Origin of the sequence: Pseudomonas sp. F3-2 (assembly GCF_038804275.1) — a bacterium.
In the GTDB taxonomy this organism is placed as follows: Bacteria; Pseudomonadota; Gammaproteobacteria; order Pseudomonadales; family Pseudomonadaceae; genus Aquipseudomonas.
This window is the reverse complement of the sequence record NZ_CP152388.1, coordinates 5,040,560-5,064,497: the sequence shown is the minus strand read 5'-3', so window position 1 is coordinate 5,064,497 and position 23,938 is coordinate 5,040,560. Positions and strand designations below refer to the sequence as shown.

The following is a 23,938-nucleotide window of genomic DNA, read 5'->3' as shown; positions in this document are numbered from 1 at the left end:
ACGAGGCGCTGTGTGCTTTCTCCAGTCTTTTATCGAAGTGTCCGGACCATTTGGTTTCTTTATGACTGGGCGGTCGTGCTCGTCAAACAATGGCGTCAAGTTTTGCGCCGTGGTTTGTATCAGACATGAAATATTTCAACTATCGACGGTGTGCTGAACGCAATACCGTGTCACTGCCGCGAGCCTTCGCTGCCGCCGAGCGCGCTTCATAAACCGGGACGGAAGTTGTGCCATGGAACCAGTCAAGCGATTCACCACCCTCGACAGTTTCAGAGGTGTCTGCGCACTGTTGGTGGTGTTCTATCACCTGCATGTCGTGGGCTCATTTACCGAAATGCCGTTTTTTCGAAGAGTGGACATCCTGCTCAATTTCTTCTTCGTCTTGAGCGGCTTCGTGCTGGCCCACTCCTACGGGATGAAAACGAGGCTCGGGTTCAAGGACTTCTTCATTTCCCGATTTTTCCGTCTTTATCCGCTGCACCTGACGATGCTGCTGGTGTTCATTGCTTTCGAGTTGGTGCGCTGGGCGGCCTACAACAAAGGATTCAATCTCAACAACGTGCCATTCACCGGGCTGTTCGCGCCTGCGGAGATACTCCCCAACCTGCTCTTGCTGCAAGCGTGGACGACGCTGACCGAAACCATGTCGTTCAATTACCCGTCGTGGAGCATCAGCATCGAGTTCTACATTTATATGCTGTTCGGCCTGGTGTGCATTTTCTCGATGCGCAACCGCTTCCTGCTGGCGGCCTGCATCTCGGTGATCGCGTTCGTTCTGATCTTCACGGAAAACGAGCCGCTGGTGTGGCGCGCCATGCTGGGGCTCTCGTGTTTCTTCGCCGGCAACATCACGTATCTGGTCTATCGGCTGATCCGCGACCGGTTCGTGCCCGTGCAATGGTCGATGACCGTACTCGAATGCCTGCTGATGTTTGCGACGTACTGGCTGATCATGAACGACTTCGAAGATCGCTCGCCCATCGCCAGTCTCATGTTCTGCCTGCTGGTGCTGGTGTTTGCGTTCGAAGGCGGGCTGGTGTCGGCGCTGTTGAAAACCGGGTTGTTCACGCTGCTGGGCAAGCTGTCGTATTCGATCTACATGACCCACGCCTCTCTGCTGTTCTGCCTTTCGACCGTATTCATCGTGGCGCAGAAACTGACCGGTCGCGACATGGCGCCGATGATCGAAGGTCAACGCTACATGGACACCGGCTCGTTGCTGATCAACAACGGCTTTGTCGTGGTCGTTACGCTCGCGGCTCTGGGGCTGGCGGCATTGGCGCACACCTACATCGAGATGAAGGGCGTTGCGTTGGGCAAGCGAGTCATCAATGCTTCGCGGCGCAAGGCGTTGGTCAGCAAGGCTGCGATACCGGGCTGAGGCCGCCCGTGCGAAGGAATCGTGAAGCGGCTCAGCCTCGGCGCAACCACTCGACGATCCCGAACCCGGCGGCGCGTCCGCTGGCGAAGCAGGCAGTGAGCAGGTAGCCGCCGGTGGGCGCTTCCCAGTCGAGCATCTCACCGGCGCAGAACACGCCCGGCAACGACGTCAGCATCAGTTGCCCGTTCATGGATTCGAACTTCACGCCGCCCGCGGTGCTGATGGCTTCGTCCAGCGGACGCGGCCTGATCAGCGTCAGCGGCAGGGTTTTGATCGCCTGCGCCAACAGGTCCGGATCGGCGAAAGTCTCGGCGGGCGTCAGCTCACGCAACAGCGCGGCCTTGAGGCCATCGAGTCCCAGCTGGCTGTGCAAATGTTTGGACATCGAGCGTGAGCCACGGGGTTTGCTCAGGGCTTTTTTCACATCCTTGATGGCTTTGCCGGGCAACAGATCGATCTCCACCACGGCGGCGCCGTGCTGATTGATCGCCTCGCGAATCTGCGCCGACAGCGCATAAATCAGGCTGCCTTCGACGCCGTTGCGGGTCACCACACATTCCCCCAGTCGCTGCGGCTGACCGCGCAGGCCGATGGCAATGTTCTTGAGCGGCGCACCCGCGAATTTGCTGCTCAGCAGTTCACTCCAGGCGCTTACGTCGAACCCGCAGTTGGCGGGCTGCAGGGCGGCGACCTGCACATCGTGCTGCTTGAGCAACGGCAACCAGGCCCCGTCGGAGCCGAGTCTCGCCCAACTGGCGCCGCCCAGCGCCAGCAAGGTCGCGGCGGGCGCGATGGACAATTCGCCCTCAGGCCCGGCCATGCGCAGGGTGTTATCGGCGTTCCAGCCAAGCCAGCGATGGCGGGTGTGGATAATTACCCCGGCGTCCCGCAGTCGCTTGAGCCAGGCGCGCAGCAAAGGCGCGGCTTTCATGTCGGTGGGGAAGACGCGACCCGAGCTGCCCACGAACGTCTCGATCCCCAGGCCATGAATCCACGCGCACAGCGCCTGCGCGTCGAAACCGCGCAGCAACGGGGCGATCATCGGCGCGCGCTCGGCGTAGCGGGAGAGGAACGCCGGCCAGGCTTCGGAATGGGTGATATTCATGCCGCCCACGCCGGCCAGCAGAAACTTGCGCCCTACCGACGGCATGGCGTCATACACATCGACCCTGAAACCTGCCTGACTCAACACTTCCGCCGCCATCAAGCCGGCGGGTCCGCCACCGATGATGACGACTGTCTGAGCGCAAGAGGAAGTGTTCGAGGTCATGGCGGGCTGCGGATCGATGAAAGAGGCCGCGCATTCTACCCCAGGCGTACGACGAGCGAATGATCTGTGGACAACTGTTGAGCAAAAAACGTACAGACGGCGCCAAGCCACGCGCAATACGGGCTCTGTCGGCTTGCGCTCAGGTTATCCACAGGCCGCTCCACAGTGGATGTGGGTAAATCGACACTGAGGCAGGTTTACAGCCCTTCAGATATCCACACCCGTTGGGCGCTGTGGTGCAGGATGCCGTGACGTCGCGCGAGGGCGTGCCGATCCTTGCTGTAGCCGCCACCGATCACGCCCATGACCGGGATGTCGCGGCCCAGGCAATGACGCATCACGGCCTCGTCGCGAAGGGCAACCCCCGCATCGGTCAGTTGCAGATAACCCAGGGCGTCGTCCTTGTGTACATCGACGCCGGCGTCGTAGAGCACCAGATCAGGCCGATACAGCGGCAACAGGTAATTGAGCGTGTCATCGACCACCTTCAGGTAATCGTCGTCACCCATGCCCATGGGCAGCGGAATGTCCCAGTCGCTCTGCGCCTTGCGCGCCGGAAAGTTCTTCTCGCAGTGCAGCGAGACCGTGATCGCGTCTTCGGTGTGTTCGAGGATTCGCGCCGTACCGTCGCCCTGGTGAACGTCGCAGTCAAAGATCAGCACACGGTCCACCCGACCACTCTGCAGCAGGTAACGGCTGATGATCGCCAGGTCGTTGAAGATGCAGAATCCCGCCGGATAATCGTAGTGCGCGTGATGGGTGCCGCCCGCCAGATGACACGCCAGACCGTGCTGCAACGCTTTCTCGGCGGTCAGCAGCGACCCGCCCACCGCGCGCACCGTACGTCGGGCCAGATCCTCGCTCCAGGGCAGGCCCAATCGGCGCTGATCCTCGCGGGAAAGCTCGCCCTGCATGTACCTGCGGATGTAGGCAGGGTCGTGCGCCAGCGCAAGAATGTCGTCCGGGCAGACCTCCGGGCGAAACAATTGAGCATCCGTGGTCAGGCCGCTGTCGATAAGGTGGTCGTGCAGCAGCCGGAACTTTTCCATCGGGAAGCGATGATCGGGCGCAAACGTCGGGCTGTAGTCTTCGTGGTAGATAAGAGGCAGGGGCATGGCACTTACGCGTCGGGTTCGAAGGGGAATCTTGCCAGTTACGGTGGTCACCGCACAGCGATTTGCTGGGCCGGGGCGCTGGTAAACTGACGGGAAATTTGAGGTGTCGGGCAGGAGAGACGTTCAATGGAGCCGATACTCGAGCTCAGCAGCGCGCGTTTGTTGATGCGTCAGTGGCGAGATGATGATTTGCCGGCCTTCGCGCAGATGTGCGCAGACCCGCACGTCATGCGTTACTTCCCGGCGTGCATGAGCCGGCTGGAAAGCGCCAAGATGATTGGCCGTGTCCGCGGGCATTTCGCCGAGTACGGCTTCGGGCTGTGGGCACTGGAGCGTAAGGATTCCGGCGAGTTCATCGGCTTTACCGGACTCAACGTCGTGGGATTCGAAGCCGCATTCACGCCTGCGGTCGAGATCGGCTGGCGGCTGGCCAGAGAACATTGGGGTTTGGGCTACGCCAGTGAAGCCGCATGGACCGTGCTGGGCTGCGGTTTCGAGCACCTGGAACTGGATGAGATCGTGTCCTTCACGGCCACCAGCAATCTGCCGTCGCAGAAAGTGATGCAGGCGATCGGCATGCAGAACAACCCCGCCGACGATTTCGCCCATCCCAACCTTCCGGAAGGTCATCCGCTGCGGCCTCACGTGCTGTATCGGATCAATCGCCAGGGCTGGCTCGCGACGCTGTGATTGCGTGCGCGAAACGGGCTGCAAACTCTGTATCATTTCGCAATCTTCCACGGCGTCGTCTTGACCGGCCCGTGGCCTGTTTTGTGATGACTGGTGTGTGATGACCGTTTGCGAGGAACCCCGAATGAGCCATGTGCTGGATGATCTGGTAGCGCTGTTGAGTCTGGAACCCATCGAAGAAAATCTCTTCCGCGGGCGCAGCCAGGACCTTGGCTTTCGTCAGCTGTTTGGTGGGCAGGTGCTGGGGCAGTCGCTGTCGGCGGCCAGTAAGACCGTTGAGGACGAACGCCACGTGCACTCGTTGCACGGCTACTTCCTGCGCCCGGGCGATGCGCATCTGCCGGTGGTTTATCAGGTCGACCGTGTGCGCGATGGCGGCAGTTTCAGCACGCGTCGGGTCACGGCCATTCAGAAGGGCAACCCGATCTTCACCTGCAGCGCTTCTTTTCAGTACGACGAAGAAGGGTTTGAGCACCAGAGCCAGATGCCGCAGGTGGTCGGTCCGGAAAATCTGCCTTCGGAACTTGAGTTGATGCGTCAGCGCGAGCACCTGATTCCCGAGCACATGAAGGACAAGCTGCTGTGCCCCAAGCCGATCGAATTCCGGCCGGTCACCGAGTCCGACCCCTACAATCCCAAACCGGCCGATCCGGTCAAATACGTGTGGTTCCGGGCTGACGGCTCGCTGCCGGACATCCCCGCGCTGCATCGGTACATGCTCGCCTATGCCTCCGACTTCAACCTGCTGACCACCTCGCTGCTGCCCCACGGCAAGACGGTCTGGCAGAAGGACATGCAGATCGCCAGCCTTGATCACTCGCTGTGGTTTCACGGTGAGCTGCGCGCGGACGAGTGGCTGCTCTATGCCATGGACAGCCCGTGGGCCGGCAATTCTCGCGGTTTTTCGCGGGGCAGCGTTTACAACCGGGACGGCAAGCTGGTGGCTTCCGTCAGCCAGGAAGGGTTGATTCGTCACCGCAAGGATTGGTCATGAGGCTGGCGCAGCTTCGGCATTGGGTGTTCGACATGGACGGCACGCTGACGGTTGCTGTCCATGACTTCCCGGCCATCAAGCGCGCGCTGCAGATTCCGCTGGAAGACGACATTCTCGGTCATCTGGCTGCATTGCCCGCCGACGTTGCGGCCGCCAAGCACGCGTGGCTGTTGGAGCATGAGCGCGAGCTGGCCATCGCCTCACGACCGGCGACAGGCGCTGTCGAACTGGTACGCGAACTGGCCGGGCGCGGTTACCGGCTGGGTGTTCTCACGCGCAACGCCCGCGAGCTGGCCCACGTGACGCTGAAAGCCATCGGCATTGCAGACTGCTTCGCCGTCGAAGACGTCCTCGGACGTGACGAGGCACCACCCAAACCCGACCCCGGTGGTCTGCTCAAACTTGCTCAGGCCTGGAACGTCGCGCCCGCTGAGATGGTGATGGTGGGCGACTACCAGTTCGACCTGGCCTGCGGAAAAGCAGCCGGCGCGCGCACCGTGCTGGTCAACCTGCCCGAAAATCCATGGCCGGACCTCACCGATTGGCATGCCGAAGACTGCCGGGTGCTGAAGACGATGATCGGCGCGGGTGTTTGACAAGATAACGCCGCAGCATTCCCATGGACCAACCTGCAGGAGGCCTGGCCGAGAAGTCGGGTAATGTCCGCGATTCCCTTGTAGGAGCGAGCCAACTGGCTTTAACGCCCCTTTCGATCAGCGGGGTAACGCCCGACGCCTTCCCGGCTAAAGCCGGTCCTACAAAGAAGTCGCAGCGTCTGTAGGACCGGCTTCATCCGGGAAGAGGCCGGTGCAGACTGTGGAAATGCAGCGGTTGAAAACAAGTCTTCACGGGCAAGCGTGCTCCTACGGTTCGGAGGCTTGGCCGAGAAGTCGGGTAATGTCCGCGAATCCGTTGTGGGCGTGAGCCAACTGTCTTTAACGCCCCTTTCAATCAGCAGCGTAACGCCCGACGCCTTCCCGGCTAAAGCCGGTCCTACGAAGAGGTCGCAGCGTCTGTAGGACCGGCTTCAGCCGGGAAGAGGCCGGTGCAGACTGTGGAGATGCAGCGGTTGAAAACAAGTCTTCGCGGGCAAGCGCGCTCCTACGGTTCGGAGGCCTGGCCGAGAAGTCGGGTAATGTCCGCAATCCCCCTGTAGGAGTGAGCTTGCTCGCGAAAAGGCCCTGCCATCCGCTGGAGATGCAGCGGTTGAAAACAACTCTTCGCGGGCAAGCGCGCTCTTACGGTTCGGACGCCTGGCCGGGACGCTGAGTAATGTCCGCAATCCCCCTGTAGGAGCGCGCTTGCCCGCGATGGCGGCAGGTCGGTCGGCGACGAAGTCTCAGGCCTCACCCCATCGCGAGCAAACTGAAAAAAGGCGCGATCCGACACGCGCCCGTCACGCTCAATTGCCCTTGAACAACGCCGTCTGACCTTCGGGAGAGGTGAACATCGCGTCGCCGTTGTGACCCACATTTTTCACTTCGACCAGTCGCTGGTTCAGGCCTTCGGGGTGGCGCTTGGTCAGATAGTCGAAATAGTTGTGGCCGCGCGCCAGGCGCTGCGGGCCTTGGGCTTCAGCGCCGCAATCCTTGTCCAGCGCCGGATGCTCGGGGTCGGTGTCCAGCTCGCCCAACAAGTAAGTGATGTCGCGTTTGACGTAGGCGGCTTCCAGTTCGGCGGGCGTTTCCTTGCCGGCATACGCAGGCAGTTTGTTCAGACCGTATTTCCAGGTATCGAACGTCGGGCAAGTCGCGGCATCCACGGACACCGGCCGTGTCGCATCGAAATAGGCATACGACGACGGGTTGGCGATCACATAGCGCAGCTTGATGCCTTCCTTCTTCAACAGTGCGTCTTCCTTGCCCCCGATCATCGCGTAACGCTGCACGACCTGCGCGCCGCCGGAGTGGCCAGCGATTACGACTTCTTTCAGATTCGGGAACAGCTTGCTGTCGCTCAGGCGCTTGAGGATATGGTCGATGACCACGAACGAGCTGACCGGTTTGGCGCCGATCGACTTGTCGCCCGCCATCCAGTCGTTACCCCGCCAACGCAGGACCGCATCGGGCAAGTGATGGGCGACGATGTCTTTTTCGTCGAGAAATTGTGGCGCGATCAGCAGGGTTTTCGAGCGCTGTCTGGATTGGTTGGCAGCGCGCTCGGCGCTGCGCAAATAAGTCTGTGCGTTGCGCAGGCGGCCGTGAAAAATGATGACCACCCGTTGAATCTGCGGGCTGGGCTTGACCCAGTTCTGGCTCAGGCCCAGCGTGGCCTGAGTCGTTCCGTTGATCAGCAGCCGGTCCGGGCTGATGGATTTGACCGCCTGATCCGCAGCATGAGCAGTGACGCTCATCAGGGTGCCCAACAACAGGATCGAAAGCGGTTTCATCATGTGATCAGAGGCTCTTGGCGGCGAAGGTATCGCATTGGTTGATTTGTCCCTGGGCAAAACCTGTCTTGAACCAGCGCACCCGCTGGGCAGACGTCCCGTGTGTGAACGAGTCCGGTACGACGCGCCCCTGGCTTTGCTGCTGCAGGCGGTCGTCACCAATGGCGTTGGCGGCGTTCAGCGCCTCTTCAATATCACCAGGTTCAAGCCAGTTCAAACGCTTTTGTGCGTTGTTGGCCCAAACTCCGGCAAGGCAGTCAGCTTGCAGTTCCTGGCGGACCAGCAGACCCGCGTCGCCCTCCATGCGCATGCCACGCTGGCGGGCGGCGTCAACTTTAGCCGAAACCCCGAGCAAGGTCTGCACATGATGGCCAACTTCATGTGCGATCACATACGCCTGGGCAAAATCCCCGGCGGCCTTGAAGCGCTGGGACATCTCGCGAAAGAATTCCATGTCCAGATAGACCCGCTGATCGCCCGGACAGTAAAACGGCCCGCTGGCCGAAGACGCGAAACCGCAGGCGGACTGCACCTGGCCCCGGAACAGAATGAGGGTTGGATTCTTATATTGCCGGCCACCTTGCTGGAAAATCTGGCCCCACGTGTCCTCAGTATCGCCCAGGATGGCACGCACAAAATCGGCCTGCTCGTCGTTCGCCGGCGGCGCCTGGCGCGTCTGGGGATTGACCGCCGTGGATTGCTGCGTGCCCATCTGTCCGGCGATCTGCCCCAGAATCTGCATCGGGTCCTGACCGGTCAACAAACCGATGGCAACGATGATCACGATACCGCCCAGGCCCAGGCCCTTACCGCCAATGCGCATCCCACCCCCGCCACCGGTGTCGTCGCGCGCATCGACGACGTTGTCACTGCGACGTCCTTTTTTCCAGAGCATGGTGGAATCCTCTTTTAGTCGTGTAGGAAGTGTAGACGGCAGGGGAGGCCGATCGTCTGACTGCTGGGACTAAGAGGTGGAAACGGAGGGAATGGTTCAGGGCACGCCGCGATGACGTCACGCTGAACTGACCGCATGCATGAGCGACCGTTAAACGCTAGTTACCGCCTTGCTCCGCCTTCACCGAGTTGATGAACGCCTGCATGGCCGATGACTGGATGCGATGCCTGCGGGTGATCAGCCCATAGGGTGGCAGGCGTGCTTCGAAGCTGATGGGCAGGACGGCCAGGAGGTCTCGCCCGGCGTAGTCTTCCACGACTGAAACCGGCGTGATGCCGAGCATGTCGGTGTTCTGGACCAGCGAAAGCAGCGTCATGATCGAGGTGGTTTCGACGATGCTGTTGGGGATGTCGACGCGGGCGTTGTGAAAAACCTGATTGACGATCGCGCGCATCGGGCTTGGGTGTTGTTGCAGCACCCAGGTTTCGTTCTGCAACGCGGCCCAGCTCAGGTCGGTGGCGTGGACCAGCGGGTTCTGAGCGCCTGCGATCACGCAGAGCGCCTCTTCGCCAAGGCTGTCGAAAAGCAGTTCTTCCGCCCGGGCGCCGCCGGGAATCCGGCCCAGCACGACGTCGAGCTGATCTTGCAACAGGGCTTGCACCAGCACATCGCTGGTGTCGACCTGAATGCTCATCGACAACCGCGGATGGCTTTGTTTCAAAGTGGCGATGGTGCGCGTCAGCAACCCGGACGCCAGGGCGGGAATGGCGCCGACCGCCACGCGCCCCAGATTGCCGGACTCCAGCGCCACCAGTTCCTCGCGCATGCCGCTCAGTTCCGCGAACACCATGCGTGCGTAATAGATGACCGTGTCGCCAAACGGGGTCGCGCGCATGCCTCGCGGCAGGCGCTCGAACAGTTCGACCCCCAGCAGGTCCTCCGCCTCGTGCAGCATCTTGGTGGCGGCCGGCTGGGTCATGCCGATGTTATCGGCGGCGCGGCGCAGCGAACCGAATTCCTGCAAGGCCAGCATCAGCCGCAACTGGCGCAAGCGCAGACGGCTGTGGATAACGTTGGCCTCGGGAATCCTGGTCATGTGATTGGCTCGCGTAGAAGGGTGCGGCGAGCCTGACAAGAACTGCAGGGCATTTCCAGCATTGCGTGTCATCACAGCGTTTTCGGCTTGATTGCGTGACGATTGCGCCAGCCGAAGACGGTTTTGATGCCCGCCGAGATCAGCGGCCAGAACAGCATCAGCAGCGCCGCGGTGGTCAGGCTGCCGACCAGCGGATTGGACCAGAAAATGCCCAGATGCCCGTCAGAGAACAGCATCGACTGACGAAATGCATCTTCGGCCTTGTCGCCCAGTACGGCCGCCAGCACCAGCGGCGCGATGGGATAGCCGAGTTTCTTGAACAGATAACCCAGCGCGCCAAAGCCCAGCATCAGCAGCACGTCGAACATCGAGTTGTGGACCGAGTACGCGCCGATCGCGCACACCATGATGATGATCGGCGCGATGATCGAGAACGGAATCCGCAGAATCGACGCAAACAGCGGCACCGTGGCCAGCACCACCAACAAGCTGACCACGTTGCCCAGATACATGCTGGCGATCAGGCCCCAGACGAAGTCGTGCTGCTCGGCGAACAGCGTTGGGCCCGGATGCAGGCCCCAGATCATCAAGCCTCCGAGCATCACCGCGGCCGTTGCCGAGCCTGGAATACCGAGGGTCAGCATCGGCAGCAGGGCGCTGGTGCCCGCGGCATGGTCGGCGGTTTCCGGGGCAATGACGCCTTCGATTTCACCCTTGCCGAAGTTGTCGCGATTCTTCGAAAAACGGCGCGCGATGCTGTAGCTCATGAACGACGCTGCGGTCGGGCCGCCCGGTGTCACACCCATCCAGCAACCGACGACAGTGCTGCGCAGGATCGTGAACCAGTAGCGCGGCAATTTCGCCCAGGTCCGCAGGATCACCATCGGCGTGATGCGCGCATGCTCACCACGGAACACCAGACCTTCTTCAACCGTGCAGAGAATCTCGCCGATCCCGAAAAGCCCGATCACCGCGACTTCAAAACTGATGCCAGTCATCAGCGCCGGCTGATCGAACGTCAGGCGCAGATTGCCGGAGACCGTGTCCATGCCGACCGCCGCCATCGCGAAACCGATCATCATGGCGACGACGGTTTTCAGTGGCGGATTCTTGCTCATGCCGATGAACGTGCAGAAGGCGAGCAGGTACACCGCGAAAAACTCGGGCGAGCTGAACGTCATGGCGAATTCGGCGATGCGCGTGGACAAAAACGTCAGTAACAGCACGCCTGCCAGCGCGCCGATCAGCGCTGAACTGAACGCGGCCGTCAGGGCTTCGGCGGCGCGACCTTCCCGAGCCATGGGATAGCCGTCGAAGGTCGTCGCGACCGATGACGGTTCGCCAGGTATGTTGAACAGGATCGAGGTGATCGAGCCTCCGAACAGCGCGCCCCAGTACATGCACGACAGCAGGATGATGGCCGACACCGGCGACATCGTGAACGTGATCGGCAACAGCAGCGCGACGCCGTTGGGGGCGCCGAGTCCGGGAAGAACGCCGACCAGAATCCCCAACAGAACGCCCACGACCATCAGACCGATGTGGCCGGGCGTGAGGATGAGGTTCATGCCCTGCAGCAGAGAGTCGAACTCGCTCATCTCAGCGATCTCCCGGCCATGGCGATCCAATCGCCCATCGGGCCTGCGTCCAGCGGGACCTTGAACCACAGGTCGAAAATCAGATAACTGGCCAGCACCGCACCCACCGACACTGCGACGATCATGGGTTTGCCGTACGGCTTGGCGCGGACTTTGTCACGCCACATGAACCAGGCGATGAACACGGCCGAGGCGACGTAAATGCCGGAGAACGGCATGGCACAAACGAACAGGGCGATCGGGATGAACACCGACAGCACCTGGCGGAATGCGCCGCGGCTGACGAAGCTTGTGCTCAACGGTTTCCAGCGAATCAGCGTCAGCACGCCGTTGGCCAGGCTTGCCGTCGCCAGCAACAGCCCGATGTAGAAGGGGAAGTAACCCGGTTCCGGGCCGGCGTCGCCCCAGCCGATGCCTTGCTCGACACTGCCGGACATGACTACCGCGCCGATCAGCAGGGTGAAGAGGGCGAGCCCGAGTTCGACCCAACGGGTGCAGACCAGCGAAGACGAGTGAGAAGAATGTGCCATCGAACACCTCTAGCGAAGGACCGACACTGCCTGCGGCGCAGGCAAGCGGCGGCAGGGCGGATCAGTTACGCAGCCAGCCGGCTTCCTTGAACACCGGGGTCACGCGGGCGGTGTCTTTCTCGATATAGGCGGTCAACTGATCGCCCTCCAGGAAGGTCGGCACCAGCGCGTTCTGTCTCACGTAAGCCTTGAACTCCGGCGTCTCCGACACCTTGCGCATCAGCTCGGTGTAGAACGCCCGCTGCTCGGCGCTGACATTGCCGGGCATGAACACCGTGCGCGGGAAGCGGTACTGATCGATCCCCAGGCCGGCTTCGTGGCAAGTCGGCACATCCGACCAGGACTTGTCGCCGGCGACTTTGTCGGTGTAACCCATGCGCTCCTTGCTGAACACGCACAGCGGCTGCACTTGATCGCCGCGCCACTGGCTGATGCTTTCGGCGGGATTGTTGACGTTGGCGGCAATATGTTTGCCCGCCAGCTGGGTCGCCGCTTCGCTGCCGCTTTTGAAGGGGATGTACACCAGCTTGGTGTTGTTGGTCTGATTGAGCAACAGGGTAAGGGTCTGGTCGACGTCCTTGGACTGGCTGCCGCCCATGCGCAGGTTCGACGCATTGGATTTGACGGCATCGTAGAAGCCTTTTGCGTCTTTCCACGGCGCATCCTTGTAGGTCCAGAGGATGAAGTCATCCTCGGCAACCGCCGCCACCGGCGTCAGTTCCTGCCATTCATAGCCAAGCTTGGAAACCAGCGGCAGCAGGTAAATGTTGTTGGTGGCGATGACCAGTTTGTCGGCGTCGCCCTTGGAGACCTTCATGTCGAGGAAGGCTTCGGCGCCGTTGCCGCCGCCTTTGTTCAGGACCACGGTGTTGACGTCCAGCAGCTTGTGGGTGCTGATGATCGACTGGATCAGGCGACCGAGCTGATCAGTGCCGCCGCCAGGACCACCGGCCACGACGATCTCGACGTTTTTGTCAGGTTGCCATGCGGCGAGAGCGGGGGTGGAAAGACCCAGAACGGGAAGCGCGGTGGCGCAGGTCAGCGTACAGCCGAGCAGCAAACGGGACGCGCGTCGAAAAGATGCGGTTCGCATGGTGATCCTCTTTCTTGTATTTGTTATGAGAAGCCGACCTGTCGATCGGCCATGCGAGGAGTGTGTGAAAGTTGCTATGTCGCGTCTACTCAAAACATCACATACACCGATAGCCTGAGGTTATAGCGGCGCAGGGCTAGGCAAAGAACGATGAGGCGCCAAAGGTCAGCCTTGTCGTTGTCCGGCGTGATATGGGCGCAGGCCCTGCCACATAGAGTGACTGACAGAGCGTGCCGCCCGTGATCGTATCGGTTACATCTTGAAATTAAGCACCAGCCGATTGAGCCCCACGGCCAGTTGCGACAGCTCCGAACTGGCGGCGGAGGTCTGATTGGCACCCGCCGATGTCTGCAGCGACAGGTCGCGAATGCTGGTCAGGTTGCGGTCCACTTCACGGGCCACTTGTGCCTGCTCCTCGGTGGCGGAGGCGATGCTCACGTTGCGCTCGTTGATGTGCACGATGGCCGCCGTGATTTCTGCGAGCGCCCGGCCCGCGGCCTCGGCGACTTCAAGACTGGCACGCGCTTTCTCGCTGCTCTGGCCCATGGCGTCGACGGCCTTGCTGGCACCGGACTGAATCGAGCCGATCATCTTCTCGATCTCGGCGGTCGATTGCTGCGTGCGATGAGCCAGGGCGCGCACCTCGTCGGCCACCACCGCAAAACCACGTCCGGCCTCGCCAGCGCGCGCCGCTTCGATGGCCGCGTTGAGGGCCAGCAGGTTGGTCTGATCGGCGATGCCGCGGATCACATCGAGCACGGCGCTGATGTTCTGTACTTCACCGGCCAGCCCATCGATTTCGACCGCCGTGGTGCCGACGGTGGTGTGCAGTTCCTGAATGACCTGCAGCGTCTCATCGACCCGGCGCGTGCCGTTCTCGGCAGACTGCGTCGAATGACGCGCCGCTTCAGATGCGTGTGCAGCATTGCGCGCCACGTCTTCCACCGCCGTGCTCATCTGGTTGATCGCGGTGGCAGCCTGATTGATTTCGTCGTCCTGACGCTGAATGCCACGCAGGGCGTCTTCGGTGACGGCCGTCATCTCCTCCGAGGTCGATGCCAGCTGGTTTGATGAGTGAGACAGTTCGGACAAGGTGGTGCGCAGGTTCTGCTGCATCACCGACAACGCCGCCAACAGACGGCCGGGTTCGTCCTTGCCGTCTACCAGAATCGGCTTGCCCAGATCGTTTTCGGCAATCTGTTGAGCCACAGCCAGGGCCTTCTGGATCGGCGCCATCAGGCTGCGAGTGAAGAGGGTGGCGAGCAGCAGGGTCGCAATCAACGCGATCAGAATCGCAGCGATCACCACACGAATCGCCTGAGCGTAGGTGTCATCGGCGGCTGCGTCCGAGGCTGCCATCTTCTGTTGCGCCAGGTCCGAAACGGTGGCGATATCCTTGGCCAGCAGGTCGGCGGCGCGGGTTTGCTCCCCGCCGGGCTGGGTCATTGCCGTGATCACGTCCTCACGTTTTTGCGCGACGGCCTGCAAATAGCGGGAGTGAACTTCGAGGTAGGCAGACAGGTTGCCTGCCATCGCGGCATAAGCCGCCAGTCCTCGCTCGGTCAGCAACAGCGGCTTGAGTTGCTTGACGTCCTTTTCCAGATCCAGGCGACCTTGATCGACGCGTTTGCGCGCATGAGCAACGGCGTCCTCGTTCTGCGCGGCTCGCAGACTGGTGTTGCCCAGGCGAATGGTCAGCAGATCGTTCTTGATCTGATCGATGGCGAGCAAGGTCGGCAAGACGTTGTCCTGCAATGTCTCCCGCGTTTCCTTCAGCCGGGAAGCCTGTTGCAGGGAAAACAACCCAACGGCGGTAATCAACAGGGCGAAAAAGCCGAAACAGGTCAATGATCGAGGAGCGATATTCAGACTGCGCAGATTCATCGGAGAGAGCCTATTCATATATATGTATTTGCCTATCGACTTCGATTCTCTCAGCTTTAAGGCAAATGGCCATCTATTTTGGCGTTTTTACCTCATGTCCGATGCGCGGGATGGGTGAGTGGGCCAGAAATAAACAAGCCAGGCCCGCATGAGCAGGCCTGGCTTGGGTGACAGGGAAAAGTTCAGATCGGCCGCGCCGTCTGATGCGCGGGGGATTATTGCTTGCCGGCGAGCGCGGTGTAGCTGTTCATCAGATTGCGATAGTTAGGGATACGCTGCGACAGCAGGTTACCCAGGCCTTCGATGTCGTTGCGCCAGTCGCGATGCAGCTCACAAGCTACGGAGAACCAGTTCATCAACTGGGCACCGGCCGCCGACATGCGGTTCCAGGCCGCCTGTTGTACGCCCTCATTAAACGTTCCTGAGGCGTCGGTCACCACGAACACGTCGAATCCTTCGGCCAGTGCGCTCAGGGTCGGGAACGTTACGCAGACATCGGTCACGACACCGGCGATGATCAGTTGCTTGCGGCCGGTCGCCTTGATCGCCTTCACGAAGTCTTCGTTGTCCCAGGCATTGATCTGACCTGGGCGGGCGATATAGGGCGCGTCCGGGAACATCTCTTTGAGCTCCGGCACCAGCGGACCATTCGGGCCTTGTTCGAAGCTTGTGGTCAGGATCGTCGGCAGGTTGAAGAACTTGCCGCAATCCGCCAAGGCCAGAACGTTGTTCTTGAATTCGTTCGGCGAGAAATCCTGCACCAGCGATATCAGACCGGTCTGGTGGTCGACCATCAGCAGTACGGCGTCGTTCTTGTCCAGGCGCTTGTAAGTAGTCATCGGTGCATTCCTTTATGAGTCGAGAAAGTTAAGAGTCGAAAGCGGCGCCGCATCTGGCGAATGGCTCAGTGGCTGCGGCATGGGGTGTACTTTAGGGATGCTTCGAAACGTTAACAATCCAGCTAAAAGGAGACTCACTGATTCGTTTTTGGGGACAGTCGAAAATGTGTGATATCGGGACCACAACCTGGCCCCGATACACGTGCGGCATCACGTTGGGATCTATGCCGAAGGGCGTCAGGAAATCTTGATCACGACTTTGCCGAACGCACCTTTTGCCAAGTGCTCATAGGCCTGCCGCGCTTGCTGGAAGTCGTAAACTTTGTCGATCACGGGTCGAATCGCGTTCTGATCGAGAAAGGCGTTCATCCGGTCAAACGAAGAGCGGGGCGCGACGGCAATGCCGCGCAGGGTTGTCTGGCGGAAGATCAGCGGCATCAGGCTCAGTTCGGTCGTCTGTCCTGTCAGGAAGCCGATCTGGGCGATCTTGCCTGCGGCCTTGGTTGCAGCAATCGACTGATTGACCCCTTTGCCTCCAGCGACATCCAGAAGGAGATCCACGCCCTTTCCGCCGGTGAGCTCCAGAACCTTTTCTTCCCAATTGGCGTGGGTTCGATAATTCACGCCGGCGACAGCGCCAAGCTTCATCGCGGCGTTCAGATTATCGTCGCTGCTGGACGTCACAATCACATGGGCGCCCAGAGCCGTCGCCAACTGGATGGCGAAAATCGACACCCCGCCGGTGCCTTGCACCAGCACCGTTTCGCCCGCTTTGATCTGACCGTAATCGACTAACGAATACCATGCCGTCAGCGCGGCAATCGGCAACGTCGATGCCTCTTCGTCAGACATGTTGTGAGGCGCCATGACGGCGCTGTCTTCGTGGATGATCATGTATTCGGCCAAGCCTCCGGGCAACGGAGAGCCGAAGCAGAAGTCCGGTTCGTTCGGGCCGGGCGGGCCGTCGATCCAGCGGGAATACAGGTGCGAGTTGACGCGGTCGCCCACGCTGAAACGGCTGACGCCATCACCCACTGCGATCACGGTGCCTGCTGCGTCGCTGACCGGAATCAACGGCTTGGGCACTGTGTGCGGCTCGTAGATGCCGTCAACGATTGCCTTGTCGCGGAAGTTGAGCGAAACAGCGCCGACTTTCACCAGCAGTTCGCCGGCCTTGGGCTCGGGTGTGGGCGTATCGCTCAGGGTCAGATTGTCGAGACCGAAGTCGTTGAGAAGCCAGGCTTTCATGTCGTTTCTCCAGAAGAGTCACCGCATCGTCGGTGAAGTACCGCCATTGTTGTGCGCCGGCGTACGGCAATAAATGCCTGGATGCCCAACTGACTGTTATGATTTCGAGCAACAATGGATGCGTAAAACTTCTTTCGTCAGGCAATAAACGGGGTCGCCATGGAGTTGCTTCAGTCAATGCAGGTGTTCGCCCGCGTCGCCGAAACGGGCAGCTTCACTCGGGCTGCGGATGCCAGTCAGATCGGGCGGCCCCAGGTGACCCGCGCCATTCAGGAACTGGAAGCTTCGCTTGGCGTAAGGCTTTTTCAGCGCACGACCCGGCGGGTCAGATTGACGACCGAGGGAGAGCAGTTTTACGAGCGTGTGATGGGCATCCTGGGCAGCATTGCCGAGACCACGTCCATGTTCGCCCCATCGGGCGCCTCACTGCGCGGGAAACTGCGCATCGACATTCCCACGGCATTTTCTCAGCCCGCATTCATCGCCAGCTTGCGGGCTTTTGCTGTCGCTCATCCGGACATCGAAATGACTCTGGGTGTCACCGACCGGGCTGTAGACCTCGTGGCGGAAGGCGTTGACTGCGTGCTGAGGATTGGCGAGCTGCCGGACTCGAGCCTCGTCGCACGGCGCGTCGCAATGGCAACCATGATTACCTGCGCCGCGCCAGACTATCTTCAGACCTATGGCGAGCCCCACACGCCCGATCAACTGGCCCACCATCGAGGCGTGAATTTCCTGTCCGGCCAGAATCGTCGGCAACTTCCGTGGCAATTCTTGCAGGACGGCAGCGATACGAGTCACATGAGCCGTCATGGCATCCTCGTCAATGAGTCCAGTGCCTACGTGCAGTGCGGAGTTGCAGGCTTCGGCATCCTTCAGGCACCCGGTTTGACCCTGGACCGATACCTTGCCGACGGCTCACTGGTCGAGGTGCTCAAGCGCTACCGACCACGGCCCAGGCCTGTTTCCGTGCTTTACCCGAGTAGGTCACAGCTTGCGCCTCAGGTTCAGGCTTTCGTTGACTGGCTGATGCAAAGCTTCCCGGCGCTTTACGATCGCTGGCTGGAGTGACAACCGCCTGAACCTTTGCCCTTTGCAGCGGCTCGGGTCAGCCTGCTGCGAAGGCATCGGACACGGTCAATACTTCCAGGTCACCGAGGCTGTCAGGTTGCGCGGTGCGCCGTAGCTTGCGGTCTGGGCGTTGTTGTACAGCGACAGCAGGTATTTGCGGTCGGTGACGTTGTTGAGGTTCAGCGACGTGCTCCAGTTGCTGTCGATGTCGTAGCTGCTCATCAAGTCGACCAGGCCGTAGGCGTTCTGCTTGATGGCGCTGTTGTCGTCGTTTTCGACCGCAGTCTGCCAACTGACCCGCGCACCGACTTTCATCTGCGGGATGCCAGGCAGACGATAGGTCGCCATGCCGCGGAAGCTGTGGGTCGGCACGTATTTGCGCGCCTTCTCGCCGTCGTCATTGTCGATGCGCACGTAGGTGTAGCCGGCGAGCACGTCGAGGCCATCGATGACTTCGCCGGACGCTTGCAACTCGACGCCGTGGCTCTTGAAGTCTCCCGGGGAATAGGCTTGTCGGCCATCGACGACGCCAGCATCCACGGCAACGTTCTGTTGCTCGGTCTTGAACAGCGCGGCGGTCACGTTCAGGCGTTCATCCATCACGCTGCCCTTGACGCCAACCTCCATGCTCTTGCCTTCCAGCGGGTCAAGCAGCCTGCCGGAGGCGTCCATATAGTTGTATTGCGGGTTGTAGATCTTGGTCCAACTGCCGTAGACGCTCCACTCATTGCTCAGGTCATAGACCAGGCCGGTGTACGGCGTCACTTTGCCGTGTTCGCGGGTGTAGTGCTCGGTGCCATAGCTGTTGCCGCTGCCGTCGGCGCTGAGCATGCGTGCACCGGCGATCCAGTGCAGATCGTCGGTCAGGCTGAAACGCGCCCCGGCAAACACGCTTTTTTGCGTGTCCTGAAAATTCTGCGACAAGCCTTCGCTGGTAACGGCGAAGTTCGGCATGGGCGTGTTGCCTGCCAGGACGTCCGGGAACGAAGTGGTCAAGGCGCTGCCGCCGGTCAGGTTCTCGTCGTACTCATGGGCTTTCTGATGAGTACGGCCATAGGCGGCGCCGAAGGTCAGTTGGTGCTCGCGCCCAAACAGGCTGAAAGGACCTTGTACCCTGGCCTCGCCCAGCAGCTGGTGAGCTTCGCTGCTGGTGTGGTTGGCGTAGGCCTCCGCGACGTCACCGGCGACGGAGTCAACGTACAGCATGTTGGTGTTCTGCTTTTCCTGCACGCCGGTCGCTGTGACCGTCGCATTCCAGTCGTTGCCGAAGTCGTGCTTGAGCTCGATGAAGGTGCGTGTGGTGTGCAGGTTCCAATAGGTCCACGGCTGGCCGATGCTGCTGCTGCGGCTACTGTAATGGATGGGGTTGCCGGCGGCGTCGACCAGAGGCAGGTTGCCCCACGTGCTGCCGTTGGAATCGCTGTTGTGCTGTGAAAAGCCCACGGTCACGGTGTCGGCGTCCGACACATCGAAAGCAAGCAGGCCGGCGGCCACGTTGCGCTCGTGACTGTAGCGGTCCATCCACGAGTTGCCTTTGTCATGGGAGTAGATGAAACGGCCGCGCACGTTGCCGGTGTCGGTCAGCGGGCCGGCGACGTCGACGTCGATGCGACGGTTGTCCCAGGAACCGATGCTGGTCTGGATCTGCGTCTGGAAATCCTTGGTCGGACGCTTGCGCACGAAGTTGACGGTGGCGGACGGGTTGCCCGCGCCGCTCATCAGACCGTTGGCGCCATGCAGTACGTCAATCTGTTCGTACTCGGCCAGATCCTGTTCGCCCACCAAAACCGTGCCCACGAACGGCATGCCCATGCCGTCGTATTCGAACGTATTGATGTCGAAGCCGCGTGAAGTGAATTCGGTGCGGTCGGTCTCGGTTTGCTCGACGGTCACAGAAGGCGCCGAGCGCAGGGCGTCCTTCACACCATTGATCTTGAAATCGTCCAGCGCCTGGCGGGTGATGGTGGTCACTGCCTGTGGCGTCTGCTTGTCGGTCAGGCCCAGTTTGGTGGTGCTCGACGACGCCTTGCCTTCATACCCCACGCTCATGCCATCGTCGGTGTCGCTGCTGCTCTCGATCTGGGTGGCAGGCAAGGTAAGGTCGTCGGCTGCATGCGCGACGGGCAGAGCGCTGCACGCGCCAACCAGGAGAAGACTGACGGGGAAGTGACGTTTCAAGGCGGAATTCCTACGCGGGACCAAACTGCTACAAGATGTGTGTTTGCTAATCTAAATGCGAATCTAACTCAAACATGTATATGTTTTCGACATTTTTTTCACATTTCGTCACATCTGATGGCTGGAGGCTGATGCCCAAGGCTGGGCTCGCTTCAATTCATTCCTTGAAGGGCAGGGCGATTACCGGATCAACCGGCTCCTATACCTTGCAGCTATCACCCTATCTCCACTTTTGATTAGACGGTTATCGCTGCAGCTCTGATAGTTGCGTTCACCAACGGCGGTCTCGCAGCGGATCGCCAACAATAAAAACAACAAGATCGAGGAACGCACCATGGCTCGCAGCAGCGCCGACGTGCACCTGTCCGCGACAGGTGAACCGTATGCCCCTCCCATTTCCAGTGTTGCCAGCGTGGCCAAGGCCAGTACCGTGCGGTGGCGCATCTTCGCAATCATCTTCGTGCTGACGATGGTCAATCTGATCGACCGCGTTTCGCTGTCCATCGCGATGCCGACGATCGCCAAGGAATTCACCCTGTCGCCCGCAATGCAGGGGCTGATCCTGAGCAGCTTCTTCTGGGCGTACGCGCTGTTGCAGATTCCCGGAGGCTGGATGATCGATCGCTTCGGGCCGCGCCGCGTGATCACTTGGTCAACTGGACTGTGGGGCACGTTTCAGGTGCTGGCCGGCTTTGCAACCGGCGGTGCGTCGCTGTTGTTTGCACGGATGTTCCTCGGCGCGGCAGAGGCGCCACTGTTCCCCTCCGGCGGCAAGCTGATTTCACTGTGGCTGGCCCCGAGCGAGCGCAGCCGCGGCGCGGTGATGATGGACAGCGGCAGCCCGCTGGGTGTCGCGCTGGGCGGCTTGATCATCGCCTACCTGATCGTCGTGCTGGACTCGTGGCGTTCGGCGTTCGTGATTGCCGGCGTCGCCACGTTGCTGCTTGGCTGGGTGTCGTGGCGGTACCTGCGGGACGATCCCTCGGTGCATCCACAGGTCAACGAAGCCGAGCTTGAGAAGATCAACGCCGGTCGCGAAACCCCTGCCGCCGAAGCCGCGCGAGCAAAAGTCAAAGGCCTGGGCATCGCGGCGCGGTCACTGACGGGCCTGCTGATTGGCCGATCGACCTGGGCGATGGTGTATTTCGGACTGCTGACCTGGGGACCGAGCTATCTGGCGCAGGCGCGCGGCTTTGATATTAAGGGCATCGGTTTCGCGACATTCGTGATTTTCATCTGCGGTTCGCTCGGTTCGCTGACGGGCGGTTTCCTCTGCGATGGCCTGATCCGCAAGGGCGTACGGCGCGGCGTCGCGGTCAAGGGGCTGCTGACGTTTTCCGGTGTCATAGCGCTCGGCGCGCTGCTCCTGTTGCCTCAGTTGAGCGACCCCATTGCCGCCGTCGCCTTGCTCGCGATGACCGCGTTCTTCCTGATGTGGGGCAGCCTGTACTGGAGCTTCCCGGCCTTGCTCGCCGCGCCGGCGCGCGTCGGTCTGATCGGTGGCGTGATGAATCTGGCAGGCAGTATCGGTGGGATCTTCGTGCCGATTCTGGTGGGCCTGATCCTGCAGTTTTTCGGTGGCTTCGGCGCGGTGCTGGCGTTCTTCGCCATCTGCGCGGCGCTGTTTGTACTCGCCACGCTGCTCATCGGTCTGGACGGCCAGCGTGAGGTGAACAATGGCTGATGCGCTTTACGCCGGGCCGATCATCGATGCCCACCACCATTTCTGGGACCCGCAGACCAACTACCATCCCTGGCTTGCGGAGGGCGCGAACATCCCGTTTCGGTATGGCGATTACTCATCGATCAAACGACGGTATCTGCCGCCCGAATACTTCGCCGACGCCGCCGCGCATCAGGTGGTCCAGACGGTCTACGTCGAAACTGAGTGGGACCCCGAGGACCCCATCGGCGAAACGCGCTTCATCGAGCAGATCGCCAGGCGTTACGGCGTGCCCAACGCGGTGGTGGCGCAAGCATGGCTCGATCATCCGGATGCGATTGCATTGCTCGCCGAGCAAGCTTCGTTCCCCTGCGTTCGCAGCGTTCGGCACAAGCCGGGCGGGCCGACAGCGCCTGAACAGGTGGGCGCACAGCGCACCTTGATGAGCGACGAACACTGGCGGCGCAGTTACGCCGCGCTGCATGAGTTGGGACTGCGTTTCGACCTGCAGACGCCTTGGTGGAATTTGCCGGAAGCCGAACGGCTGGCTCGAGATTTTCCTGCGACCACGTTGATTCTCAATCACGCCGGATTGCCGTCCGACCGCAGTGACGAAGGCCTTGCAGGTTGGCACGGCGCGATGGCCAGGCTGGCCGAACAACCGAATGTGGTGGTGAAGATTTCCGGGCTCGGGCAGCCCGGCAGACCCTGGCGTGCGCTGGACAACGCCTGGATCGTACGCGAGATCGTCGCCATGTTCGGCGCCGATCGCGCGATGTTTGCCAGCAACTTTCCGGTCGACAGCCTGTGCGGCACGTTCGACGACATCTATGGCGGTTTCAAGTACATCGTTCGTGATCTGCCGGCGGCCGATCAGGAGCGTCTTTTCTACAGCAATGCGCAGCGTATCTACCGCTGTGAACCTGCCGTCGTTGAACGCGCGGAGCAGGAACAGATGAGGAGTCAGGCATGAACAAAACCCGAATCGCGATGGTACTGGGCGACCCTGCAGGCATTGGTCCGGAACTGATTGCCCGTCTGCTCAGCGATGAACAAGTCCGCAGTCAGGCGCAGGTGCTGTTGATCGCTGACGAGGCAGAAATGCGTCGCGGCATGGATATCGCCGGGCTGTCATTTCCGTATCGGCAGATCGACACCCTCGACGCGCTGGACTTCAAAGACGACACGCCATTGTTCTATGACTTCCGCGGCGACACCGTCGGCGACTTCCCGCGCAGCGAAGCGAGCGCCATCGGCGGCCGTTACTGCCTCGACACCCTGAAAATTGCGCTGGAACTGACGGCCGCGAAAACCACTAACGCCGTGCTGTTCGGGCCGTTGAACAAGACGTCGCTGCACATGGCCGGGATGAACCATAACGACGAACTTCACTGGTTTGCGGAGTTGCTGGGCTTCACCGGTCCGTTCTGCGAATTCAACGTGATGGACAAATTGTGGACCTCTCGGGTGACTTCCCATGTCGCGTTGTCGGCGGTGCCGGGGATGTTGACGCAGGAGCGAGTGATCGAGGCGATCCGGCTGATCGACACGGCGCTCAAGCGCAACGGGCTGCAGGCGCCGCGTATCGGTGTCTGCGGGCTGAACCCGCACAACGGCGACAACGGCTCGTTCGGGCGAGAGGAAATCGACATCATCGGGCCTGCAGTCAAGACCGCGCAGGCGCAGGGCATGAACGCCGACGGGCCGTATCCGGGGGACACGATTTTCCTGAAAGTGCAGGGCGATGCCAACGCTTTCGACGCGGTGGTGACGATGTATCACGACCAGGGCCAGATCGCGATCAAACTGATGGGCTTCTCCCGTGGGGTGACGGTGCAAGGCGGGTTGCCGATCCCTATCACGACACCGGCGCACGGAACGGCGTTTGATATCGCCGGGCAAGGCAAAGCGAATGTCGGGGCGATTCGCCAGGCGTTCGAAATCGCCTGCCGGATGGGGCAGAGCAACGTTTGACCGATTGAGCCTTTCGAGACACCACCTTTT

20 protein-coding genes are annotated in these 23,938 nt (G+C 61.0%); 8 read left to right on the top strand and 12 right to left on the bottom strand.

Going from position 1 to position 23,938, the window contains the following annotated elements:
* The first annotated feature begins 232 nt into the window (after positions 1-232).
* Positions 233-1,381 (top strand): acyltransferase, encoded by a 1,149-nt coding sequence (locus AAGQ88_RS22680; RefSeq protein ID WP_342653641.1) that lies wholly within the window; start codon positions 233-235, stop codon positions 1,379-1,381.
* Between the two features lie 31 nt (positions 1,382-1,412).
* Here the strand turns inward: AAGQ88_RS22680 and AAGQ88_RS22675 are convergent, their stop codons facing one another.
* Both AAGQ88_RS22675 and AAGQ88_RS22670 read right to left on the bottom strand, forming a co-directional pair.
* Entirely contained in the window at positions 1,413-2,651 is a 1,239-nt protein-coding gene (locus AAGQ88_RS22675; protein WP_342653640.1) for a TIGR03862 family flavoprotein, read from the bottom strand.
* Positions 2,652-2,848: 197 nt separating this feature from the next.
* On the bottom strand, positions 2,849-3,766 hold the full coding sequence (locus AAGQ88_RS22670; RefSeq protein ID WP_342653639.1) for a histone deacetylase: 918 nt from the start codon (positions 3,764-3,766) through the stop codon (positions 2,849-2,851).
* 126 nt (positions 3,767-3,892) lie between these two features.
* Here AAGQ88_RS22670 and AAGQ88_RS22665 point away from each other — a divergent pair, with 126 nt between their 5' ends.
* The 3 genes from AAGQ88_RS22665 to AAGQ88_RS22655 all read left to right on the top strand — a co-directional run bounded on the left by AAGQ88_RS22665 (position 3,893) and on the right by AAGQ88_RS22655 (position 6,046).
* Positions 3,893-4,456, top strand: coding sequence for a GNAT family N-acetyltransferase (locus tag AAGQ88_RS22665; RefSeq protein WP_342653638.1), 564 nt, complete (start codon positions 3,893-3,895; stop codon positions 4,454-4,456).
* Positions 4,457-4,580: 124 nt separating this feature from the next.
* Positions 4,581-5,450 (top strand): acyl-CoA thioesterase II, encoded by an 870-nt coding sequence (tesB, locus tag AAGQ88_RS22660; protein WP_285423017.1) that lies wholly within the window; start codon positions 4,581-4,583, stop codon positions 5,448-5,450.
* On the top strand, positions 5,447-6,046 hold the full coding sequence (locus AAGQ88_RS22655) for an HAD family hydrolase (RefSeq protein WP_342653637.1): 600 nt from the start codon (positions 5,447-5,449) through the stop codon (positions 6,044-6,046). The genes tesB and AAGQ88_RS22655 overlap by 4 nt, the downstream gene beginning before the upstream one ends.
* A gap of 806 nt (positions 6,047-6,852) precedes the next feature.
* On the opposite strand, the gene AAGQ88_RS22650 is transcribed toward AAGQ88_RS22655, so the two are convergent.
* The 9 genes from AAGQ88_RS22650 to AAGQ88_RS22610 form a co-directional block, all read right to left on the bottom strand.
* Positions 6,853-7,842 (bottom strand): alpha/beta hydrolase, encoded by a 990-nt coding sequence (locus AAGQ88_RS22650; RefSeq protein ID WP_342653636.1) that lies wholly within the window; start codon positions 7,840-7,842, stop codon positions 6,853-6,855.
* A gap of 4 nt (positions 7,843-7,846) precedes the next feature.
* On the bottom strand, positions 7,847-8,734 hold the full coding sequence (locus AAGQ88_RS22645; protein ID WP_093464220.1) for a neutral zinc metallopeptidase: 888 nt from the start codon (positions 8,732-8,734) through the stop codon (positions 7,847-7,849).
* A gap of 157 nt (positions 8,735-8,891) precedes the next feature.
* Positions 8,892-9,830 (bottom strand): LysR family transcriptional regulator, encoded by a 939-nt coding sequence (locus tag AAGQ88_RS22640; protein ID WP_285423021.1) that lies wholly within the window; start codon positions 9,828-9,830, stop codon positions 8,892-8,894.
* 71 nt (positions 9,831-9,901) lie between these two features.
* Positions 9,902-11,428: a tripartite tricarboxylate transporter permease gene (locus tag AAGQ88_RS22635; RefSeq protein ID WP_285423022.1), complete on the bottom strand. Its 1,527-nt coding sequence runs from the start codon at positions 11,426-11,428 to the stop codon at positions 9,902-9,904.
* Complete coding sequence (locus AAGQ88_RS22630) at positions 11,425-11,958, bottom strand: tripartite tricarboxylate transporter TctB family protein (protein ID WP_342653635.1); 534 nt, start codon at positions 11,956-11,958, stop codon at positions 11,425-11,427. Before AAGQ88_RS22630 ends, AAGQ88_RS22635 begins: the two co-directional genes overlap by 4 nt.
* Positions 11,959-12,019: 61 nt before the next feature.
* The gene (locus AAGQ88_RS22625; protein ID WP_342653634.1) at positions 12,020-13,051 is read right to left on the bottom strand and encodes a tripartite tricarboxylate transporter substrate binding protein; all 1,032 of its coding nucleotides are present in this window, start codon (positions 13,049-13,051) and stop codon (positions 12,020-12,022) included.
* 252 nt (positions 13,052-13,303) lie between these two features.
* Entirely contained in the window at positions 13,304-14,935 is a 1,632-nt protein-coding gene (locus tag AAGQ88_RS22620) for a methyl-accepting chemotaxis protein (protein WP_342653633.1), read from the bottom strand.
* A gap of 215 nt (positions 14,936-15,150) precedes the next feature.
* On the bottom strand, positions 15,151-15,774 hold the full coding sequence (gene ycaC / locus AAGQ88_RS22615) for an isochorismate family cysteine hydrolase YcaC (protein ID WP_093469747.1): 624 nt from the start codon (positions 15,772-15,774) through the stop codon (positions 15,151-15,153).
* A gap of 237 nt (positions 15,775-16,011) precedes the next feature.
* Positions 16,012-17,022 carry an NAD(P)-dependent alcohol dehydrogenase gene (locus AAGQ88_RS22610; RefSeq protein ID WP_342653632.1) on the bottom strand — a complete coding sequence of 337 codons (1,011 nt, stop codon included), beginning with the start codon at positions 17,020-17,022 and terminating at the stop codon, positions 16,012-16,014.
* 159 nt (positions 17,023-17,181) lie between these two features.
* On the opposite strand from AAGQ88_RS22610, the gene AAGQ88_RS22605 reads away from it, so the two are divergent.
* Complete coding sequence (locus AAGQ88_RS22605; protein ID WP_342653631.1) at positions 17,182-18,093, top strand: LysR family transcriptional regulator; 912 nt, start codon at positions 17,182-17,184, stop codon at positions 18,091-18,093.
* A gap of 66 nt (positions 18,094-18,159) precedes the next feature.
* Here AAGQ88_RS22605 and AAGQ88_RS22600 read toward each other — a convergent pair whose 3' ends face one another.
* Positions 18,160-20,271: a TonB-dependent siderophore receptor gene (locus AAGQ88_RS22600; RefSeq protein ID WP_342653630.1), complete on the bottom strand. Its 2,112-nt coding sequence runs from the start codon at positions 20,269-20,271 to the stop codon at positions 18,160-18,162.
* Between the two features lie 334 nt (positions 20,272-20,605).
* Between AAGQ88_RS22600 and AAGQ88_RS22595 the strand changes: the two genes are divergently transcribed.
* The 3 genes from AAGQ88_RS22595 to AAGQ88_RS22585 are packed head-to-tail and all read left to right on the top strand — an operon-like array spanning position 20,606 to position 23,908.
* Entirely contained in the window at positions 20,606-21,955 is a 1,350-nt protein-coding gene (locus AAGQ88_RS22595) for an MFS transporter (RefSeq protein ID WP_342653629.1), read from the top strand.
* A complete protein-coding gene (locus AAGQ88_RS22590) occupies positions 21,948-22,907 on the top strand; it encodes an amidohydrolase (protein ID WP_342653628.1) in 960 nt (319 codons plus the stop codon). Before AAGQ88_RS22595 ends, AAGQ88_RS22590 begins: the two co-directional genes overlap by 8 nt.
* Positions 22,904-23,908: a 4-hydroxythreonine-4-phosphate dehydrogenase PdxA gene (locus AAGQ88_RS22585; RefSeq protein ID WP_342653627.1), complete on the top strand. Its 1,005-nt coding sequence runs from the start codon at positions 22,904-22,906 to the stop codon at positions 23,906-23,908. The genes AAGQ88_RS22590 and AAGQ88_RS22585 overlap by 4 nt, the downstream gene beginning before the upstream one ends.
* The last annotated feature ends 30 nt before the right edge of the window (positions 23,909-23,938 follow it).

Coding starts and splice junctions, on each gene's coding strand:
- AAGQ88_RS22680 (WP_342653641.1), top strand. CDS start 233: ATGGAACCAGTCAAGCGATTCACCACCCTCGACAGTTTCAGAGGTGTC.
- AAGQ88_RS22675 (WP_342653640.1), bottom strand. CDS start 2,651: ATGACCTCGAACACTTCCTCTTGCGCTCAGACAGTCGTCATCATCGGT.
- AAGQ88_RS22670 (WP_342653639.1), bottom strand. CDS start 3,766: ATGCCCCTGCCTCTTATCTACCACGAAGACTACAGCCCGACGTTTGCG.
- AAGQ88_RS22665 (WP_342653638.1), top strand. CDS start 3,893: ATGGAGCCGATACTCGAGCTCAGCAGCGCGCGTTTGTTGATGCGTCAG.
- tesB (WP_285423017.1), top strand. CDS start 4,581: ATGAGCCATGTGCTGGATGATCTGGTAGCGCTGTTGAGTCTGGAACCC.
- AAGQ88_RS22655 (WP_342653637.1), top strand. CDS start 5,447: ATGAGGCTGGCGCAGCTTCGGCATTGGGTGTTCGACATGGACGGCACG.
- AAGQ88_RS22650 (WP_342653636.1), bottom strand. CDS start 7,842: ATGATGAAACCGCTTTCGATCCTGTTGTTGGGCACCCTGATGAGCGTC.
- AAGQ88_RS22645 (WP_093464220.1), bottom strand. CDS start 8,734: ATGCTCTGGAAAAAAGGACGTCGCAGTGACAACGTCGTCGATGCGCGC.
- AAGQ88_RS22640 (WP_285423021.1), bottom strand. CDS start 9,830: ATGACCAGGATTCCCGAGGCCAACGTTATCCACAGCCGTCTGCGCTTG.
- AAGQ88_RS22635 (WP_285423022.1), bottom strand. CDS start 11,428: ATGAGCGAGTTCGACTCTCTGCTGCAGGGCATGAACCTCATCCTCACG.
- AAGQ88_RS22630 (WP_342653635.1), bottom strand. CDS start 11,958: ATGGCACATTCTTCTCACTCGTCTTCGCTGGTCTGCACCCGTTGGGTC.
- AAGQ88_RS22625 (WP_342653634.1), bottom strand. CDS start 13,051: ATGCGAACCGCATCTTTTCGACGCGCGTCCCGTTTGCTGCTCGGCTGT.
- AAGQ88_RS22620 (WP_342653633.1), bottom strand. CDS start 14,935: ATGAATCTGCGCAGTCTGAATATCGCTCCTCGATCATTGACCTGTTTC.
- ycaC (WP_093469747.1), bottom strand. CDS start 15,774: ATGACTACTTACAAGCGCCTGGACAAGAACGACGCCGTACTGCTGATG.
- AAGQ88_RS22610 (WP_342653632.1), bottom strand. CDS start 17,022: ATGAAAGCCTGGCTTCTCAACGACTTCGGTCTCGACAATCTGACCCTG.
- AAGQ88_RS22605 (WP_342653631.1), top strand. CDS start 17,182: ATGGAGTTGCTTCAGTCAATGCAGGTGTTCGCCCGCGTCGCCGAAACG.
- AAGQ88_RS22595 (WP_342653629.1), top strand. CDS start 20,606: ATGGCTCGCAGCAGCGCCGACGTGCACCTGTCCGCGACAGGTGAACCG.
- AAGQ88_RS22590 (WP_342653628.1), top strand. CDS start 21,948: ATGGCTGATGCGCTTTACGCCGGGCCGATCATCGATGCCCACCACCAT.
- AAGQ88_RS22585 (WP_342653627.1), top strand. CDS start 22,904: ATGAACAAAACCCGAATCGCGATGGTACTGGGCGACCCTGCAGGCATT.